The sequence below is a fragment of the Sphingobium xanthum genome (assembly GCF_019737615.1).
GTDB lineage: Bacteria > Pseudomonadota > Alphaproteobacteria > Sphingomonadales > Sphingomonadaceae > Sphingobium > Sphingobium xanthum.
Genome location: NZ_JAHKKS010000003.1, coordinates 219579 through 238158, shown reverse-complemented (window position 1 = coordinate 238158; position 18580 = coordinate 219579). Strand labels below are relative to the sequence as shown.

14 protein-coding genes are annotated in these 18580 nt (G+C 65.2%); 7 read left to right on the top strand and 7 right to left on the bottom strand.

Annotated features, from left to right (window positions below):
* Positions 1-24 precede the first annotated feature (24 nt).
* A complete protein-coding gene (locus KM135_RS07015) occupies positions 25-366 on the bottom strand; it encodes an energy transducer TonB (RefSeq protein WP_221713275.1) in 342 nt (113 codons plus the stop codon).
* Positions 367-491: 125 nt separating this feature from the next.
* Positions 492-2351: a methyl-accepting chemotaxis protein gene (locus tag KM135_RS07010; RefSeq protein ID WP_221713274.1), complete on the bottom strand. Its 1860-nt coding sequence runs from the start codon at positions 2349-2351 to the stop codon at positions 492-494.
* 206 nt (positions 2352-2557) lie between these two features.
* Here KM135_RS07010 and KM135_RS07005 point away from each other — a divergent pair, with 206 nt between their 5' ends.
* The 6 genes from KM135_RS07005 (at position 2558) to KM135_RS06980 (ending at position 11553) form a co-directional block, all read left to right on the top strand.
* Positions 2558-3652, top strand: a complete 1095-nt coding sequence (locus tag KM135_RS07005; protein ID WP_221713273.1) for a cytochrome-c peroxidase — start codon at positions 2558-2560, stop codon at positions 3650-3652.
* A 20-nt stretch (positions 3653-3672) separates the two neighbouring features.
* Positions 3673-3993, top strand: a complete 321-nt coding sequence (locus tag KM135_RS07000; RefSeq protein WP_221713272.1) for a cupredoxin domain-containing protein — start codon at positions 3673-3675, stop codon at positions 3991-3993.
* Positions 3994-3997: 4 nt separating this feature from the next.
* Entirely contained in the window at positions 3998-6166 is a 2169-nt protein-coding gene (locus KM135_RS06995; RefSeq protein ID WP_221713271.1) for a methyl-accepting chemotaxis protein, read from the top strand.
* A gap of 231 nt (positions 6167-6397) precedes the next feature.
* Positions 6398-8974, top strand: coding sequence for an ATP-dependent chaperone ClpB (gene clpB / locus KM135_RS06990; protein WP_221713270.1), 2577 nt, complete (start codon positions 6398-6400; stop codon positions 8972-8974).
* Between the two features lie 32 nt (positions 8975-9006).
* Positions 9007-10506: a tetratricopeptide repeat-containing sulfotransferase family protein gene (locus tag KM135_RS06985; RefSeq protein ID WP_221713269.1), complete on the top strand. Its 1500-nt coding sequence runs from the start codon at positions 9007-9009 to the stop codon at positions 10504-10506.
* A gap of 21 nt (positions 10507-10527) precedes the next feature.
* Entirely contained in the window at positions 10528-11553 is a 1026-nt protein-coding gene (locus KM135_RS06980) for a hypothetical protein (RefSeq protein WP_221713268.1), read from the top strand.
* Between the two features lie 84 nt (positions 11554-11637).
* Here KM135_RS06980 and KM135_RS06975 read toward each other — a convergent pair whose 3' ends face one another.
* The 4 genes from KM135_RS06975 to KM135_RS06960 form a co-directional block, all read right to left on the bottom strand.
* A complete protein-coding gene (locus KM135_RS06975; RefSeq protein WP_221713267.1) occupies positions 11638-11877 on the bottom strand; it encodes a hypothetical protein in 240 nt (79 codons plus the stop codon).
* Positions 11878-12003: 126 nt separating this feature from the next.
* Positions 12004-12267 (bottom strand): hypothetical protein, encoded by a 264-nt coding sequence (locus KM135_RS06970; RefSeq protein WP_221713266.1) that lies wholly within the window; start codon positions 12265-12267, stop codon positions 12004-12006.
* Positions 12268-12314: 47 nt separating this feature from the next.
* Complete coding sequence (locus KM135_RS06965) at positions 12315-13511, bottom strand: aspartyl/asparaginyl beta-hydroxylase domain-containing protein (RefSeq protein WP_221713265.1); 1197 nt, start codon at positions 13509-13511, stop codon at positions 12315-12317.
* Positions 13512-13588: 77 nt separating this feature from the next.
* Complete coding sequence (locus KM135_RS06960; RefSeq protein WP_221713264.1) at positions 13589-16612, bottom strand: TonB-dependent receptor domain-containing protein; 3024 nt, start codon at positions 16610-16612, stop codon at positions 13589-13591.
* 528 nt (positions 16613-17140) lie between these two features.
* Here KM135_RS06960 and KM135_RS06955 point away from each other — a divergent pair.
* Complete coding sequence (locus KM135_RS06955; protein WP_221713263.1) at positions 17141-17632, top strand: hypothetical protein; 492 nt, start codon at positions 17141-17143, stop codon at positions 17630-17632.
* Between the two features lie 9 nt (positions 17633-17641).
* Here the strand turns inward: KM135_RS06955 and KM135_RS06950 are convergent, their stop codons facing one another.
* Entirely contained in the window at positions 17642-18547 is a 906-nt protein-coding gene (locus tag KM135_RS06950; RefSeq protein WP_221713262.1) for a M23 family metallopeptidase, read from the bottom strand.
* Positions 18548-18580: the final 33 nt, after the last annotated feature.

Below are 18580 nucleotides of genomic sequence, written 5' to 3'. Positions count from 1 at the left end.
CCTCTCCGATCGGCGACTGCCTGATTACATCAGTTTCCAGGTCAGCGGCAGGACGACGGTCGTCGCGCCTCCGGGCGGCGGCGGCAGCGTGGCAATGCGACGCGGCAGCTCGAGCGCTTCCTTGTCGAGCACCGAGGAGCCCGAGGGGGCCACCATCTCGACGTTCTTGACGGCGCCGGCTGCATCGACCGAGACGCGGACCTTGGCGGTGCCTTCGTCACCGCGCATCTGGGCGACGCGCGGATAGGTCTGCTTCGAGGCGACGATGCCGAAAACCTTCTTGGTCCAGTCCGCGGACTGGGAAAATGCCGGGGTGGCGGCGAGGGCGATGGTCGAAACCATAGCGAGCTTCAGGAGACCCTTCATAGTAACTAGTCCTTCCTTAGTTGTTGCCGAGAGAGGCTGAAGTGAACAGGGGCGCTGTAAGGGAAAGTCGGCGAATTTACCGTTGATCGCTGTGGTGAATCACATGCTAACCAACGGTAATTTCGTCAGAATTCTTTCCAGTCTTCCTGCTCGGCCGCGAGGGCGAGGTTGCCCGAAAAGGCCGGCAGGGAAGCGGGGGCGGCAGGCCGGCCGGCCGGCACATAAGCGGGCGCCGAGTGACCACCCGACTTGGGGCGACGGCCAAGATCGAAGAACTTGACCTGATCGACGAGGCGCTCGGTCTCGTTGGAGAGGTTGCGCGAGCTTGCCGTGCTTTCCTCGACCATCGCGGCGTTCTGCTGCGTCACGAGATCCATGTCGGAGACCATTTCGGTGATCTCCTGCAGGCCGGCGGCCTGGATCGCGGAGGCATTGGCGATCTCGTCGGCCAGAGCGGCCACTTCGATCACTTCTTCCACGATGTGCCGCAGTTCCTCACCCGAATGCTCGACGAGGATCACGCCTTCGCTGATCTGCGCGGTCGACTTGACGACCAGATCGCGAATGCGGCTCGCGGCATCGGACGAGCGCTGCGCCAGAAGACGCACTTCGGTCGCGACGACCGCGAAGCCCGCGCCCGCCGAACCGGCACGCGCCGCCTCGACGCCGGCGTTCAGCGCCAGCAGGTTGGTCTGGAAAGCGAGGCCGTCGATCGTCGAGATGATCTCGTTCATCTCGCGTGAGGAAGCGCCGATGTTGCGCATGGCCTCGACCGTCTGCTTCGCGGTGGCATCACACTGCTCGGCCGAACGGCGCGTTCCGACCAGCTTCTCGCTCGTCTGACGGGCATTGTCGGCCGCGACCTTAACCGATTCGTTGAACTCGCCGAGCGTGCGCGAGACGTGCGCCAGCGTGTCCGCCTGCTTCTCGGTGCGCAGCGAGAGATCCGACGAGGCCTGAGCGATTTCCGCCGTGCCGTTGCAGATCACGTCCGTGCCCTCGACGATCTGGCGCAGGGTCTGGCGCAGCTTGTCGACGGCGGCGTTATAGTCCGTGTGCAGCTGGGCGAGCGGGCCATCGATATCCTCGCTCACATTGTGCGTGAGGCGACCGCCGGCCATTGCCGCGAGGCCCTCGCCAATGGCTTCGATCGTCGCCTTCGTCTCGGCGGCGCGACGGGCTTCCTCATGAGCGCGCTGCTGGTCGGCGGCGAACAGCTCCTTGAAGCTGTCCATGGCACGCGCCAGGCTACCCAGTTCGTCGTTGCGCTTGAGGCCCGGGATCTCGACGTCGAGATCGCCGGCGACGAGCCGCTTCACATTGTCGCTCATGCGGGCGATCGGACGGGCAATGCCGCGCATCATCAGGACCGAGAGCAGGACGCTGAACAGGATGCCGACACTGACCGCACCGATCATCAGCGTGCGGCTCTTGGCGTAGATCTGGGTCGACGTGGAAGCATTGGCCTCGCCGCCCTTCACGTTGAGGTCGATCAGCTGAAGGATCGCGTCCTCGATCGTGTAGAACATGTCGAGCGATTCGCCGTCGAACAGCTCGGCCGCGGCCGGATCGCCCGCGGCGACCAGGTCGGCGAGGCGATTGGTCAGGCCGGTATAGTGCGTCCAGTCCTTGCGGAGCTGATCGAACAGCGCGCGCTGCTCCTGATTCTGGATGAGGGGGCTATAGTCGTCGAGCGCGCTCGAGATCGCCTGCTGCTGATTCTTGAGCTGGATCTGCGCCTTGCGCTTCTGGCCTTCGCCGGGCGCGGTCACGAGCGTGCTCTGCGCGATGCGATATTGCGACGTATAGGCGTGGATGTCGCCGAGCAGCTGCGTGGCGGGGAGCCAGCGCGTGCGCATCTCCAGCGACAGCTGGTTGACCTCGCCGAGCTTGAGCACGCCGATGCCGCCGGTCACCGCGATCGTCGACAAGAGGATCGCAAGCGCGAACAGCATCTTGCCCGCTATACCAACACGTTTCTTCATGGGTTTCCCCCTCATTCGGACCTTCCGTTGGGGGGCTTCAATAACGCCGAAGATTTTACGAATGGTAAGCGCGCTGAAAAGCAAACATTTATTTTGTGAAGAGTCGATCCGGCGCCCGCCCGATCCCGCGCCGATCGTGGTTTACTCAATCTTAGTGCCGAACCGGTATCACTGAGCGGATACATCCATTCAACGGGAAGCACGGGATGACTGACGCAACATCGAAGACGCGGCGCACGTCCGGCGCCGGACTCGGCTTGGTGCAATCGATCGCGCTCGCCGGTGCTCTGTTCGCGGCAACGGCGGGCGCCGTCGCGCAGACCGCGCCGGTCTCGATCGCCGGCATCCTGGGCGTCGATCCGACCGCGCTCAAGACGATGATGGCGGGCTATGCGCGCCCGAGCGACATCCCCTCGCCGGAGCACAACCCCACGACGGCGGACAAGGTGAAGCTCGGCAAGATGCTGTTCTTCGACCCGCGCCTGTCCGGCTCGGGCGCGATTTCCTGCGCGACCTGCCACAATCCGTCGCTCGGCTGGCAGGATGGCCTGCCGACCGCGGTGGGCGACAAGGGCGGTATTCTCGGCCGTCACACGCCGACGATCCTCAACGCCGCATGGATGGAACCTCTGTTCTGGGACGGCCGCGCCAACACGCTCGAAGAGCAGGCGCTCGGCCCGATCATGGCGCAGGCCGAAATGGCCGGTTCGCCCAAGAAGGTGCTGGAGACGCTCAACAACGTGCAGTTCTATCGCGAGGAAATGGCCCGCGTCTTCCCGCACGAGCCGCTCTCGCTGGAGACCGCGGCCAAGGCGATCGCCGCATATGAACGCACGGTCGTCTCGGGCGAAGCGCCGTTCGATCGCTGGATCAAGGGCAATGACGCCGCCATCTCCGACTCCGCCAAGCGCGGCTTCGTGCTGTTCAATACCAAAGGGAATTGCGCCGTCTGCCATGCCGGCTGGCGCTTCGCCGACGACGGCTTCCACGACATCGGCCTGCCCGGCAACGATATGGGCCGCGCTGCCGTCCTGCCCGGCATCGTGCAGCTCGAGCGCGCATTCAAGACGCCGACCTTACGCAACATCGCCGAGCGTGGCCCTTACATGCACGACGGCTCGATCGCGACGCTCGAAGGCGTCGTGGATCATTATGATGAGAGCTTCGTGCGCCGTCCCTCGCTGGACGCGGAAATGAAATCGCTCAAACTCACCGATCAGGAAAAGGCCGACATCGTCGCCTTCATGAAGACCCTGAGCAGCGACGATGCTCCGGTCGACATGCCGATCCTCCCCCGCTGAAGCAGAAGGTTCAAGTCAACATGCGCAAGACACTCATCGCCACCGCTGCCGTCGTCACGCTCTCCGCGAGCGCTGCCTGGGCCGCCGGCATCGTCGCCGTCGATCAGAAGGGCATGGCGTTCAACACGGGCGCCCTGTCCATCGACAAGGGCACCGTCGTCAGCTTCAACAACAGCGACACGACGTCCCACAACATTCTGGTGACCGGCAATGGCGTCAACCTGAACAGCGGCCTGCAGGCCCCGGGCGTCGCCTTCAAGGCGCCGTTCCTGAAACCCGGCGTCTATGGCGTCATGTGCGGCATTCATCCCAAGATGAAGATGACCGTGACGGTCAAGTGATCCCATGAGCAGGACCAGCCCATCGCACGAGGTTGCGCGCTATCCGCGCGTGCTGCGCTTCATCCACTGGAGCTTCGCGCTGCTGGTGCTGGGCCAGTTCGGCCTGATCCTCGTCCTGCACAGTCTCAAGTCGCTTGAGTTCGGCAAGATCGTTCTCGACCTGCATCGCCAGTGCGGGACATTGGTGCTGCTGCTCATCCTCGCCCGTTTCGGCCTGTTCGCGGTGAAGCGCGCGCCAAAGAGCGAGGAGGGCATGCCGTTCTGGCAAAAAGCATCAGCGGTGCTCGTGCATCTCCTGCTGATGGGCACGCTCGCCGCGCAGCCGATCATCGGCATGATCGTCGCCTGGTCGCGCGGTGACGACGTCACCTTGTTCCACGCCGTGACGCTCCCCAAGCTGCTGGTGCTGACGAACGAGCAGGGCGTCGTCATCGGCGAATGGCACAAGTGGCTGGCCTATGCGATGATCGCATTGCTCGCCGTCCATATCGGCGCCGTCGTGTTCAATCATGTCTTCCGCCGCGTGCCGATCGTCGAGCGCATGCTGGCCGCGCCGCGTGCGGACCAAATGACGAACCGGGTTCCGCTTCAGGCGCAGCTCGGCTTCTGCTGCATGGCGATCCTGTCACTCACGCTCGCGGCGGGCGTCTACAGTGCCCATAAATATGCGGAGTTCAACGAGCTCCAGTCCGCATTCGATCAGGGCGAGGCCGCGATGCTGGAGGAGCTTCGCGCCGCGCAGCTCGCCGCCCATTCGCTCGGCGCAACGCCGACCCCGGAGGCCATCACCGGCGTGTCCGGCAGTCTCGACACCCTCCTGCCCCGCCTCACCGACGCGACCGTACGCGGGGACGCAGAGAAGGCTGCGCAGGGTTTCGCCGCGGGCGATCTTGCCGGCGCCACGACCTCGCTGGACAGCGCGACGGACGGCATGGCGATGGTGGTTTTCCAGCGCAAGCTCGACCTCACCGAGATCGCTTCGCAAGGTCATGACCTCATCGTGCTGACCCTGGCGCCGACAGTCTTCATCAGCGCGCTCATCGGCTTCCTCCTGTCGCGCTCCATCCTCCAGAAACTGGGGCAGGCCCGCCGCATGGTGCGCGCGGTCGGCGCATCGGCGCAGGAAGACGATATCGTCGTGCGCGGCGCGGGTGCCTTCGCGCAGCTGGTGCGCGAGATCATCGACATGCGCCATCAGGTGCAGATGCGCGAGCGCGACCGGCACGAGCAGGAAGCCGAGCTCGCGCGCGAGCATGCCGAGCAGCAGGCGCTTGTCGTCGAGCAGATGGGTGCCGGCATGGCCGCGCTCTCCACCGGCAATCTGACCTTCCGGATCGACACGCCCTTCGATGGAGCGAGCGACCAGATCCGCGTGCATTTCAACGAGGCGATGGAGTCGCTCGAAGGGCTGATCGGGACGATCGTCAATTCGTCCGGTACGATCAATTCGGGCTCGATGTCGGTCGTTTCGGCCGCCGAGAGCCTGGCCGAGCGCACGGAGCGTCAGGCCAACAGCCTCAACCTCACGGCCGGTGCGATCGAGCGGCTGACCAGCGAGATCCAGCAATCCTCCGACGGGACTGGCCTCGCCGCCAACAGTGTGCGCTCGGCGCGCGCCGTCGCGGACGGATCGCGCGTGATCATGGCCGACACGATCGCCGCCATGTCGCAGCTTGAAAATTCGGCGCGAGAGATCATGAACATCGTAGTGGCGATCGATGCGATCGCCTTCCAGACCAACATGCTGGCGCTCAATGCCGGTGTCGAGGCGGCACGCGCCGGTCAGGCCGGTGCCGGCTTCGCCATCGTCGCGCAGGAAGTCCGTGCGCTGGCCAAGCGTGCCGGGGAAGCATCCGATTCGGTGCGCACGCTCGTCACCGAGTCCACCGGTCAGATCACCACCAGCGTCGATCTCGTCCGCAAGACCAGCACGGCGCTCCAGCAGATCATCGAGGATGTCGGAAAGATCGACGGCGTGGTCCACACGATCGCCGGCACGATCAGCAAGCAAGCCGACGAGATCGGCCAGATCAACGGCGTCATCCACGACATGGACAACGCCGTGCAGCAGAATGCCGCGATGGCGGAAGAAGCCACGGCCGCGGCGAGCATGATCTGCACCAACAGCAGCAAGCTGGATTCCCTTGTCGGTCACTTCCGGGTGCGGGGGTAGCCAAGATTAGCCCCTCCTCTTCAGAGGAGGGGTTGGGGTGGTGCCTTGCGACGCCGGGCATCGGCGCGATGTTACAAATCGCTGCGCGACACCCACCCTCGAACAGAGTCACGTGCCTCTGTTCGACCCCTCCCTTGAAAGGGAGGGGTGATTTAGTGCCAGAAAAATTCGCCCCCGCTCTTGTGTGGCATTTCGGCAACATTATCTGGGAGGCTCCGAAGGGGAGAGCCTATGAACCTCGAAAAATTCACCGACCGCGCCAAGGGTTTCCTCCAGAGCGCCCAGACCGTGGCGATCCGGATGAATCACCAGCGGATCGCGCCGGAACATCTGCTGAAGGCCTTGCTCGAGGATGAGCAGGGCATGGCGAGCGGCCTCATCAAGGCGGCTGGCGGCCACGCGGCGACCGCGCTGCGCGAAACCGATGCGGCACTGGCCAAGGTGCCCTCCGTCTCGGGCAGCGGCGCGCAGCAGACGCCGGGCCTCGACAATGATGCGGTGCGCGTGCTGGATCAGGCCGAGCAGGTCGCGCAGAAGGCGGGCGACTCTTACGTGACCGTCGAGCGCCTGTTGCTGGCGCTGGCGCTCTCCTCGACGACGGCGGCCGGCAAGGCGCTGGCGGCGGCGGGCCTCAAGCCCGAGGCGCTGAACGCCGCGATCAACGAGCTGCGCAAGGGCAAGACCGCCGACACGGCGTCGGCCGAGGATCGCTATGATGCGCTCAAGAAGTTCGCGCGCGACCTCACCGAGGCGGCGCGCGACGGCAAGCTCGATCCGGTGATCGGCCGCGACGAGGAAATTCGCCGCACCATCCAGATCCTCGCCCGGCGCACCAAGAACAATCCGGTGCTGATCGGTGAACCCGGTGTCGGCAAGACCGCGATCGCCGAGGGTCTCGCGCTGCGCATCACCAATGGCGACGTGCCGGATACGCTGAAGGACCGCACCCTGATGGCGCTCGACATGGGCAGCCTGATCGCGGGCGCCAAATATCGCGGCGAGTTCGAGGAGCGCCTCAAAGGCGTGCTTGACGAGGTGAAGGCCGGCGAAGGCCAGATCGTGCTCTTCATCGACGAGATGCACACGCTGATCGGCGCGGGGAAGAGCGAAGGCGCGATGGACGCCTCCAACCTGCTCAAGCCTGCCCTTGCGCGCGGCGAGTTGCACTGCATCGGCGCGACCACGCTCGATGAATATCGCAAGCATGTCGAGAAGGACCCCGCGCTCCAGCGGCGCTTCCAGCCGGTGTTCGTGGGTGAGCCGACGGTGGAGGACACGATCTCGATCCTGCGCGGGCTCAAGGAGAAATATGAGCTGCACCACGGCGTGCGGATCACGGACGGCGCCTTGGTCTCGGCCGCGACGCTTTCCAATCGCTACATCACCGACCGTTTCCTGCCGGACAAGGCGATCGACCTCATGGACGAGGCCGCCTCGCGCCTGCGCATGGAAGTCGAGTCCAAGCCCGAGGAGATCGAAAATCTCGATCGGCGCATCATCCAGCTCAAGATCGAGCGGGAGGCGCTGAAGAAGGAGAGCGATCAGGCGAGTAAGGACCGTCTCCACGCACTGGAAGCGGACCTCGCCAATCTGGAGCAGCAATCGGCCGAGCTGACCACGCGCTGGCAGGCGGAGAAGGACAAGATCGCGGGCGAGAGCCGGCTCAAGGAGCAGTTGGACGCCGCGCGCGTGGCGCTGGATCAGGCGCAGCGCACCGGCGATCTCGCGAAAGCGGGCGAGCTGCAATATGGCACGATCCCGCAGCTGGAAAAGCAGCTGGCCGAAGCCGCGACTGCGGCCGAGGGCGCGATGCTGCGCGAGGAAGTGACCAGCGAGGACATTGCCTCGGTCGTGTCGCGCTGGACCGGCATTCCGGTCGATAAGATGATGGAAGGCGAGCGCGAGAAGCTGCTTGCCATGGAAGAGATGCTGGGCAAGCGCGTCATCGGGCAGGCCGATGCGGTTAAGGCCGTCTCGACCGCCGTGCGCCGCTCGCGTGCGGGCCTGCAGGACCCGAACCGGCCGCTCGGCTCGTTCCTGTTCCTAGGCCCCACGGGCGTCGGCAAGACCGAGCTGACCAAGGCGCTCGCCGGCTTCCTGTTCGACGACGACAACGCGATGGTGCGCATCGACATGAGCGAATTCATGGAGAAGCACTCGGTCGCGCGGCTGATCGGCGCGCCTCCGGGCTATGTCGGCTATGAGGAAGGCGGCGTGCTGACCGAGGCAGTGCGGCGGCGGCCCTATCAGGTCGTGCTGTTCGACGAGGTGGAGAAGGCACATGGCGATGTGTTCAACATCCTGCTCCAGGTACTCGACGACGGGCGCCTAACCGACGGGCAGGGCCGCACGGTCGACTTCACCAACACGATCATCGTGCTGACCTCGAACATCGGCAGCCAGTTCCTGACGGGGCTGGCCGATGACGAGCCGGTCGAGAAGGTCGAGGATCAGGTGATGGAGCTGGTCCGGGCGCATTTCCGGCCGGAGTTCCTCAATCGTCTCGACGAGGTGATCCTGTTCCATCGGCTGGGCGCCGCGCATATGGCGCCGATCGTGGACATTCAGGTCGGGCGGGTGAGCAAGCTGCTCAAGGACCGCAAGGTGACGCTGGACCTGACCGATGCCGCGCGCGCCTGGCTGGGCCGGGTCGGCTATGATCCGGTCTATGGGGCGCGGCCACTCAAGCGGGCGGTGCAGCGCTATCTGCAGGATCCGCTGGCCGATCTCATCCTGCGCGGCGAGGTACCGGACGGGACGGTCGTGCATATCGACGAGGGCGACGGAGGCCTCAAAATCTCCGCTTGACGCTGCTTTGCGTGCCGTTGAGGGAAGGAGCGATGCAGTCATCCCTCGACAATGCGATCGCCGATGCGCTGGCGGCACAGGATGTTCCGGGAGCGACCGCGCTCCTGGAGCAGCTCCTGCGCCAGACGCCGGGTGACGTCGAGGCGCGACTCGTGCTGGCGACCCTTTATCGCGAGGCCGGGCGGCTGCGCGATGCTGTGCTCGCTTGCGATGCGGTGATCGAGGCCTATCCGAACCATGCCGATGCCTGGCTGCAGAAGGCGTTCACGCTTTCGGCCGGTGCGTCCTTCGACAATGCGCGGACCTGCTATGCGCGCGCGGCGGAGCTCGATCCCCGGCAGGCCGAGGCCTGGGCCGGGCTGAGCGCGATCACGGTCGTGCGCGGCGAGCATGAGGAGGGACGGGCGCAGGCCGAGCGGGCGCTCGCGCTCGATCCGGGCAATCTGGTCGCCGCCGCCGCGATCGGGCAATCGGCCGTCGAGCAAAGGCAGGCCGAGCATGCGCGCGCCCGGCTGGAGCGCGCACTGGCCGGCAATCGCGAGGAAGGGCCGCCGCGTGTGACGGCGCTGAGCGTGCTCGGCGACATGCTGGAGCAGCTTGGCGATTACGACGGTGCCTTCGCGGCCTATAGCGCCTCCAAGCGGCTGTTCCGGACGCTGTTCGAGCGGCGCTTCCGCGACAAGACGCCGGCGCAGATCGCGCTGATCGAGCAGATCGACCGAAGCCTGCGCGATGAGGACGTGACGGACTGGGCGCTCCCGGCCGATGCGCAACCATCCTTCGATCGCCATGTCTTCCTCACTGGCTATCCGCGCTCGGGCACCACGCTCGTCGAGAATATCCTCGCCAGCGCGGACGGCATCGTGGCGTTGGAGGAGCGTCCGACGCTCATGCATGCGGACGAGCGCTTCCTGCTGCCCGAGGACGGCCTAGCAGTGCTGCGTGCGCTCGATCAGTCCGGTGCCCGCCCTTATCGCGATGCCTATTGGTCGATGGTCATGCAGAGCGTGTCCGCACCGGGCGGAAGCATGTTCGTCGACATGGACCCGCTCAAGGGCATGCGCCTGCCGATCATCGCACGGCTGTTCCCCGAGGCGCGCGTGCTACTGATGCGGCGTGACCCGCGCGAGATCGTCTGGAGCTGCTATCATACCAATTTCGCGATGACCGCCGCGACCTACGACTATTCCGACCTCACCAGCACGGCGCGGCACTATGATGCGCTGATGCGGCTAACCGAGCAGTGCGTCGAGCGGCTACCGCTCAACACGCATGTGGTGCGCTATGAGTCGCTTGTCACGGACTTCGATCGTGCGACGCAGGCGCTGTGCGGGTTCCTCGGAATGGACTGGACCGCCGATCTCAAGCGCTTCGACCGCACGGCCCAGCGCCGCGGGGTGGCCACGGCGAGCGCGACGCAGGTGCGCCAGGGCCTTTATGACGGGCGCCGGCAATGGGAACCCTATGCCAGATATCTCGAGCCGGTCATGCCGATCCTCGCACCCTGGATCGAGCGGTTCGGCTATGCGTGAGGCGCAGGAGATGAGGGCGGCATGAGCGACATCACGACCATCATCGGCAGCGCCGAATGGCTGGCGCATCGCTATGATCCGACCGGCGACACGATCCACTTTCGCCATGTGCCGCGCGACGTCCATGCCAGGGCTACGTTCATCACAGAAGAATATCTCCCCAAGGATGCGCAGACCGTCGTGCTGCGCCGGCAGGATTGTCTGGAGGCGCTCGCGGCGGGGCCGGGACCCGCGCCCGTTCAGTTCGTGTTCCACTCGGCCTATTGCTGCTCAACACTCGTGGCCCGCGCCTTCGATGCGGCAGGTATGGCGATGGGTCTCAAGGAGCCTGTGATCCTCAACGACATCGTTGGCTGGCGTCGTCGCGGCGGCCAGCCGGACCGGGTCGCTGGCGTGCTGGATTCGGCGCTCACTCTGCTCGCGCGGCCGTTCGGGCCGGGCGAGAGCGTCATCGTCAAGCCGTCCAATGTCTTCAATGGCTTCGCGGCGGCGACGCTGGGGCTCCGTCCCACCGCGAGTGCGCTGATGCTCTATGCGCCGCTGACCTCGTTCCTGCGATCGATCGCGAAGAAAGGCATGTGGGGCCGCCTCTGGGTACGGGAGCTTTTCGCGGGACAGCTGGCCGACGGCATCGTGGATCTCGGCTTCGCGCCGGCCGACTATATCAAGCTGACCGATCTGCAGATTGCCGCAGTCGGCTGGCTGGCGCAGCACGCCATGTTCAACAAGCTGAGCCAGCGCTTTGGCGCGCGCGTCGCGACGCTCGACAGTGAGACCCTGCTGGCCCATCCCGAGGCGGCGATTGCCGCGCTTGCATCGCTCTACGCCATCCCGATGGATGCGCGGACGATCGCGGCCATTGCAAGCGGGCCGGCCTTTTCAAGCCATTCGAAATCCGGCGAGGCCTTTTCCGCGAAGGAGCGCGATCTCGAACAGGCAGAAGCCGCGGCTACTCATGCCGAGGAAATCGACAAGGTCGCGATCTGGGCCGAGGCAGTCGCGGGGAATGCAGGTGTTCCGATGAAGCTGCCGAACGCCCTCTGTTAGAACGCTCGCGGGACCGGGCTGCCCGTCGAAGTCAATGCAATCGGCATCCGAGGCCCGCGCACCGGCAGGCCTCGGAAATCCCGATCAGTTGCTTTGGGTCGCCGCGCCCGGCTGGATGATACGGCGCGACTCGGTCTCGGCGTTGCGGCGGATGGCTTCCCACTCGCGCAGCGTGTGGCAGACTTTCTGCTTGCGGGCGATCGATCCGATCACGTCCTCGCGCACGCACTTGACGGTATCGCGCGGATCGACCTGCGGGGGCTTGGCTTCGCCGGCATCGGTGGCCGCGGCGGCGAGAAGAAGGGGGAACAGAAGAACGGACATGAGAAAACTCCGAAAAGCTTGATGACCTCTCCAAATATGGGAGGCAGATTGGTCCAATTTCGCAACACGGTCAACATCTTGGGCCGTACCAATACGGGCCTGTGGCGATGATGGCGTACGCGAAAATCAGACCCCGGAGAGGGCCTTTTCCCGCTCCTCATCCTGCGGCTGCCAGCCGGGCTGTGTGATGCGGCGCGATTCGTCCTGTGCATTGCGCCGGATGGCTTCCCACTCGCGCAGCGTATGGCAGACCTTCCGTTTACGAGCCAGGGATCCGATGACGTCTTCCCGAATGCATTTCAGGACATCCAGAACGTCCACCGGTTCCTTCGGCGCCGCTGCTTCGGTCCCGGCCGAAGCGAGCAGGAGGGACAAGAGAATAGTCGACATGAACGCACACCCACTCTGCGTTTAACAATGCAACCATATTTTCCAGTTTAGCTCGAAACGTCAAGCATTTGCGGCCGGTGACCGCTGGCGTCGGCGACCTCGTAGAACCGGGCGATCAGGTCGCGCTCTTCCTGGCTCAGATGTGGGTTCCAGACGTCGAGAATCAGCACCGCACGCAGTTCGTCGCTGCCGTTCCAGGCTTCATGCTCGATCGTGTCGTCGAACGCGAAGGCCTCGCCGACGACCCATTCCCGGCGCTCGCCACCGACGCGGAACGCGCAGTCCGGCGGGACGATCAGCGGCAGATGGACGATCGTGCGGGTATTGGTGACGCCCGTGTGCGGCGGGATATGGCTGTGCGGCGCGAGTACCGAGAAGAAGGCAGTCGGCGCCCGGCCCGGCAGTGCCGCGCTCGGCACGGCGGCGATCGCGGCGGCCGTCGCGGGGCAGGCATCGCACACCGGCTGGTTCGGCACGCCATATTTCCAGAGATAGAGCGAACTCCAGTCGGTCGAGCCGTCGAGCTGCGTCCAGCGGTTCTGGGGCGTTCCCGCCGGTTGTTTGACATAGGGCGCGAAGCCGGCATCCGGCCGGCGATAGATGGCGAGGAATTCCTCGGTGATCGCCTCTGTCTGACCCTCAAGCGCCTCGAACCACGGGAACAGCTCCCGGTCGAAATATTCATCCGCCGGCAGGAACGGGTAGTAGAGGCCGCTGCACTCGTTGGCGTAGATGCTGCGACGCCCGAGCGCGAAGTCCATCGCCGCACCGAAGCGGCGGCGCGCCGATGGCGCTGCCCCGTCGATCGCCTCCTTCATCTGACTGTCCAGCACCGCTGCGAGCGCGCTATGTTCCTGCGCGATGTAGGTCTGTGCATGATCGAGCAATGCCTGCAATTCCGGGCTGCGTTGCTCGACGGCCGGGGCAAGGGCGATGACCCCGCGCCACCGTGCGGCCGCGTCGGCGCTTTCGCCGCGGCGCTCATGCCATTGCGCGAGGCGCAGGTTCGCCATGAAGTCAGTCTGATCGAGCGCCAGCACCTGATCGAGCGCGGCGCGCTCGGCGGCCTCCGCGCCGAGCTGACGCTGCGCGGTCGCGAGGTTGATCCACAGGACTTTGGCGGTTGGGTCGAGCCCGGCTGCCTGCTCGAAGAAGCGAGCGGCCTGTGCAAAGTCGTGCCGGGAGAGGGCTGCCATGCCGTGGCTGTTGAGCGCGATGGGATCGCCGGCTTCGTTCGGTTGCATGCCGCTCTATGCCATGGCGGGAAGCCAAAAAAAAGGCGGGCCGAAGCCCGCCTTTCTCCATTTTCCGATGCCGAGGATCAGAACTTGACCTTGGCGCTCACAGCGAAGGCACGGCCCAGCGCGTCGTAGGTCGACGGATAGGTGTTGCCGCTGTTGTAGGTCGTCGTACCGATGGTCGAACCGACGATCGGCGGCTTGCGGTCGAACAGGTTGTTCACGGTCACGACGAACTCGAAGTTGCGGGTCACGTCGAAACGGGCCGCGAGATCGAAATAGTCGTAAGCCTTGATGTGCTGCGCATCCATGAACGAACCGTCCGGCAGCGTACCGATGAAGCCGGGGCCGTTGCCGTTGGCGATATCGTCGGGCTCCTGCTGCATCTTGTCGATGTGGCGCCACTGGAGCGACAGATCGAACATCTTGAAGCCGAGCGTCGTGCGCTGCGTCCACTGGAACTTCGGCTGCGGATTGCAGTTGATCGAGTAGTAACCAACGCAATCACGGTCGAGACCGGCAGGATCGGCAGCGTTCGACTTGAACTTCGAGCTGAAGGTGTAGTTACCCACAACGCTGAAGCCGAGCGTAGCGAAGCCGATGTCACGCTTGTAGTTGAGCATGACGTCGAGACCATCGGTCTTCAGCACGCCCTGGTTCGAGAGCGAGAGGAAGAGGCCGGGGGTCGTCGCCGGATCGCCGTCGAGCGCACCGGTGGCCGGGTTACGACGGATGATCGTGCAAGCCGGGTCCGAAGCGCTGGATGCCGAGAGGTTCGCGAAGCACGAAGCGATCGCGTCACCCGGCGTCGGCTGCGTGATCGCACCCTCGACCTTGATGTTGTAGTAATCGACCGTGAGCGACAGGCCCGGGATGAAGCTCGTCGGCGTGAACACGAAACCAACCGTATAGCTGTCCGAGGTTTCGGGCTTCAGCGCGAGGTTGCCGCCGCCGGTTGCGTTCGCCTGGCCAGCCGTCGGCTGGTTGATCGAACCGATCGTGCCGGCCGGCGCGCCCTGTGCGAGACAGACGGCACGCAGGTTCGCGTTGGTCGTCGGAGCAGCACCGGCGCAGGGATCGACTGCGAGGTTGGTGAGGCCCGTGGTGACCGGCGAGAACAGCTCGAAGATGTTCGGCGCACGGACGGAGTGAGCGTACATGCCGCGCACCTTGAAATCCGCCACCGGAGCCCAGCTGCCGCCGACCTTGTAGGTCGTCGTGTCGAACTGCGGCGTGGTCGGGGCATCGACCTTGTAGTGCGACTGGCGGATGCCGGTCTCGAGGACCAGCGAGTCGAAGCCCGGCTTGTCCTGGACGAGCGGGATGTTCAGCTCGGCCACGCCTTCATAGACTTCATAGCCACCGTAGATGTTCGGCGCGGCGCCGCCGGCGCCGCCGAGTTCACCCGCCGTCTGCGACAGCGAGTCGGAGGCTTGTGCCGCGGTATACTTGCGGAACTCACCGCCCACGGCGAAGCTGATCGCATCCGAAGCAAACGGGATCGTCACCGGTGCCTCACCGCTGATGATGCCGCGCACCTGAGCCAGCGAGGTGCGATTCGACGTCGTCGCATTGGCGGTCAGGTAAGGGATCATCGCGGACGTGATGCTGCCGGCCGGGCCGAAGATGTTGACCGGAACGCAGCCCGTGGATGCGCCCGGATCGGCACCGCCGGGAGCGCCGGCAAGGCAGGAGGTCGTGTTGGTCGCATAGACGGCCGTGCGGATGCGCGACTGCAGCGTGTAGTTCTGCTGCGTCTGGGTATTCTCCGATTCGCCATAAGCGCCCGACACGTCGAACCCGATCGAGTCGGTGATGTCGCCCCTGATGCCGGCGCGATAGTCGAAGATCGTCGTCTGGAAGTCGCTGATACGCGGTCCGACTTCGACGGCACGACGGTTCAGCGTAACGGTGACCGAGCGGAACGCCGGGTCGGTCGGGCTCGTCGCGGTAGCGGCAGCGGCGCACTCGGCCGGCGTGAAGCGCGGCGTGTACGTGCCAGCCGCGCCGACATTGAATGCGCAGAACTGGTTGCGCATGGCAGCCGGGAGATAGGGGTTCGACAGCGGGATCGTGACGCTGCCGCCGAACGAACCGGACTCTGCGATGATCGTATCGACATGCTGCTTGGAGAACAGCGCGCGCGAATAGACCTCGATGCCATCGGCGACTTCATAGCGTGCCGTGCTGAACACGTTGAAGCGACGGAACGGCGTCTGGAAAATGTTCAGCGGGTTGAAGTTGTAAAGCGCGAACGTCGGGACAGCCTGGCCCGTGGCCGGGTTGACCTGGCGAACGCCGCCATTGGCGACGGTCGGGTCCGTGCTCGGCAGGCCGGTCGCGGTGTCGATCGGGCGCGTGCCCGAGAAGCGCGAGGGAACGCCGGTGCCCGAGCCGCCGAAGGTGCCCGAGAACGAGCTGATGTTGTTGATCGAGAAATCGCGCTGGCCCTGATAGACCGGGTCGGAGTTCTGATAGCCGATCGACAGCGTGGCATTGCCGCGGTTGTCGTCGAAGTTCGCACCGATGGTCAGGTCGCTGCGGAAGTAGTTGCCGTCGCCCTGCTCGGTGATCTTGTTGCCGAGCGACAGCTCGACGCCGGCGAAGTCCTTGCGGGTCACGAAGTTGACGACGCCCGATACGGCGTCGGCGCCGTAGGTCGTGGACGCGCCGCCGGTCAGCGACTCCACGCGCTCGACGAGCGCCAGCGGAATGTTGTTGAGGTCGACGCGACCGACCAGACCCGAGGGTGCGATGCGGTTGCCGTCGAGCAGCACGATGTTACGGAACGAGCCGAGGCCACGAAGGTCGACATAGGACGCGCCGCCGTTGCCGTTGTTGACGGCCGAGCCGATGCTCGGGACGACGCCCGGAATGTCACGCAGCACTTCTTCGGCCACGTTGTTCTGACGCAGGGCGATGTCCTCGGCCGACGTCACGTTGACCGGAGTCGACTGGACGAGGTTCGGGTTGCGGATCAGCGAGCCGGTGACGATGATGGTCTCATCGCCAGCCTCGGCTTCCGCGTTCTGCGGCTCTTGCGCGAACGCCTGCGTCGAAAGAAGTGCGAGGCTCAGCGCGGCCGGTGCCGCCGCGGCCCTCAGCATTGTCTGCGTGGAAAATTTTTTCACGGATCCAGTCCCTTGCTCTGGAATGATGAATGAACGCCGGTCATCCGGCGCCCAACGCGCAAGGAAAAAGACTGCACGCCTTATATTCCCCTGCACGTGCTGCATCGCAACCTGCGCGGGCTGCAAACGCCTGTAAAGCTTGTGTCGCAAGACAGGCGCCGATTTCGAACGGGTATGTCACATTGATGCAACAGCCCGGAGAAGCCCGGATTCCGGTGAGTTGCGCCACTCCGCACAACTTTGGTTCAAGAATGACCGTGATATTTGAAGCATTGTGACATCCATACCGCATTATACGTAGTTTTCAGGCGCTTGAGCCGGCGATCCGGGCTTGCGGCGGTGCAGGGCCGGCCCGCGCAGCGCTTGACGGCGCGCGCGGCTTCTCCCACCATGCCACCATCCGGTCACAGCGAGAGTCACACAAAGCCCATGTCCGCGCCGACCAAGTCTCGCCCCGCCAAACGTCTGCTCTTGCTCGTCTGTGCGTGCGTGGCATCCACGCTGATGCCGGTCGCAGTCAGTGCGAAGGATGAAGGGAAACCCATCATCTCGTCGATCGATCCGCTGATCGCCTGCCGCAGCATCGCCGACGTTACCGCGCGGGTGAGCTGTTATGACGAGCAGGTCGATAAGCTGCAGCAAGCGACGGCCAAGAACGAACTCGTCATCATGAACAAGGATGACATCAAGCAGACCAAGCGCTCGCTGTTCGGCTTCACCTTGCCGCGGCTCTCCATCTTCGGGCGGTCGGACGGCAACGAGGAAGAACGCCGGGCCGATACGCAGATCACCGCAAAGGCGGTTTCGCTGCGCAGCATGGGCTACGGGAAGTGGTCGTTCACGCTCGAGGACGGCGCGCATTGGGAAACGACGGAGGCCGTGCGCGGCCCCCAGCCGAAAGGCAATGACACTGTCGTGATCAAGCAGGGCGCGCTCGGTAGCTATATGGCGGAGTTTGACGGCGGCCGCGCCGTCCGGGTGAAGCGCGTCAACTGAGCGCGGCGGTCAGTCGCGCTGTTGCAGCAACAATAGCGGGTCGATCCGCGCCGCCTGCCACTTCATGCTCCAGTGCAGATGCGGGCCGGAGACGCGTCCCGTCGCGCCGATGATGCCGATGGGCTGACCCTGCTTCACCACATCGCCATCCTTCACCAGCAGGCGCTGGCTGTGCAGGAAGGCGCTGTTGAGCCCCATGCCGTGATCGATGATGAGCAGATTGCCTTCCAGGGTGAAGGGCTGCGTCGCGGCCAGCACGACGACGCCGTCGGCGGGGGCAACATAGGTCGTGCCCGCGCCGCCCGCGAGATCGAGGCCGCTATGATAGCTGCCGGGCGTCCCGCGATAGATGCGCTGCGATCCGAAAATGCCGGAGATGCGCGCCCGGACCGGCCAAACGAAGCGTTGCCGCCAGCCGTCGCTGCTTTCGTTGCGGGCGCGAGCGGCGGCGATCTGCGCAAGCTCGCCGGAGCGGCGCGCGCGAAATTCCTCTGTCGAGGCGCTGCCGGTGATCGAGGCATTGACGCGCTCGATCCGCCACTCGCCTGGCGCGACGTCGATCGTCACGCTTTGCGCTGCCCCGCGCGCCAGCGTGGCGACCAGCACGGATTCAGCCGCAGCATCGCGGTCGAAGGCGATGATGAAATTACCCTCGCCATCGAACGGCACCGGCGCGCCGTCCAGCGTCAGCGCTTTCGTTCCGCCCGGCGCAAGTCCGCGCAACAGGCCGCCCTGCCGCGCTGCGCCATCGAGTGTCAGCGATGCCGGGCCGGTCGGGACCGGCTCTTCCGGGGCGGGGGGCGGAGGGGGCGGTCGTGTGACGGGCGCGGGCGGCGCCGGAATTGCGCAACTGCCTAGCAGGAGGGCGACGACGCTGCCGAACGACAAGAGGGAGCGGGGGCGCAGCGCGATCATGCTTCGACAATGGCCAGCGCGTCCGGCCGATGC

Excerpts from the sequence above, each read along its gene's own strand:
- KM135_RS07015 (WP_221713275.1), bottom strand. The coding sequence starts at position 366 with ATGAAGGGTCTCCTGAAGCTCGCTATGGTTTCGACCATCGCCCTCGCC.
- KM135_RS07010 (WP_221713274.1), bottom strand. The coding sequence starts at position 2,351 with ATGAAGAAACGTGTTGGTATAGCGGGCAAGATGCTGTTCGCGCTTGCG.
- KM135_RS07005 (WP_221713273.1), top strand. The coding sequence starts at position 2,558 with ATGACTGACGCAACATCGAAGACGCGGCGCACGTCCGGCGCCGGACTC.
- KM135_RS07000 (WP_221713272.1), top strand. The coding sequence starts at position 3,673 with ATGCGCAAGACACTCATCGCCACCGCTGCCGTCGTCACGCTCTCCGCG.
- KM135_RS06995 (WP_221713271.1), top strand. The coding sequence starts at position 3,998 with ATGAGCAGGACCAGCCCATCGCACGAGGTTGCGCGCTATCCGCGCGTG.
- clpB (WP_221713270.1), top strand. The coding sequence starts at position 6,398 with ATGAACCTCGAAAAATTCACCGACCGCGCCAAGGGTTTCCTCCAGAGC.
- KM135_RS06985 (WP_221713269.1), top strand. The coding sequence starts at position 9,007 with ATGCAGTCATCCCTCGACAATGCGATCGCCGATGCGCTGGCGGCACAG.
- KM135_RS06980 (WP_221713268.1), top strand. The coding sequence starts at position 10,528 with ATGAGCGACATCACGACCATCATCGGCAGCGCCGAATGGCTGGCGCAT.
- KM135_RS06975 (WP_221713267.1), bottom strand. The coding sequence starts at position 11,877 with ATGTCCGTTCTTCTGTTCCCCCTTCTTCTCGCCGCCGCGGCCACCGAT.
- KM135_RS06970 (WP_221713266.1), bottom strand. The coding sequence starts at position 12,267 with ATGTCGACTATTCTCTTGTCCCTCCTGCTCGCTTCGGCCGGGACCGAA.
- KM135_RS06965 (WP_221713265.1), bottom strand. The coding sequence starts at position 13,511 with ATGCAACCGAACGAAGCCGGCGATCCCATCGCGCTCAACAGCCACGGC.
- KM135_RS06960 (WP_221713264.1), bottom strand. The coding sequence starts at position 16,612 with ATGCTGAGGGCCGCGGCGGCACCGGCCGCGCTGAGCCTCGCACTTCTT.
- KM135_RS06955 (WP_221713263.1), top strand. The coding sequence starts at position 17,141 with ATGCCGGTCGCAGTCAGTGCGAAGGATGAAGGGAAACCCATCATCTCG.
- KM135_RS06950 (WP_221713262.1), bottom strand. The coding sequence starts at position 18,547 with ATGATCGCGCTGCGCCCCCGCTCCCTCTTGTCGTTCGGCAGCGTCGTC.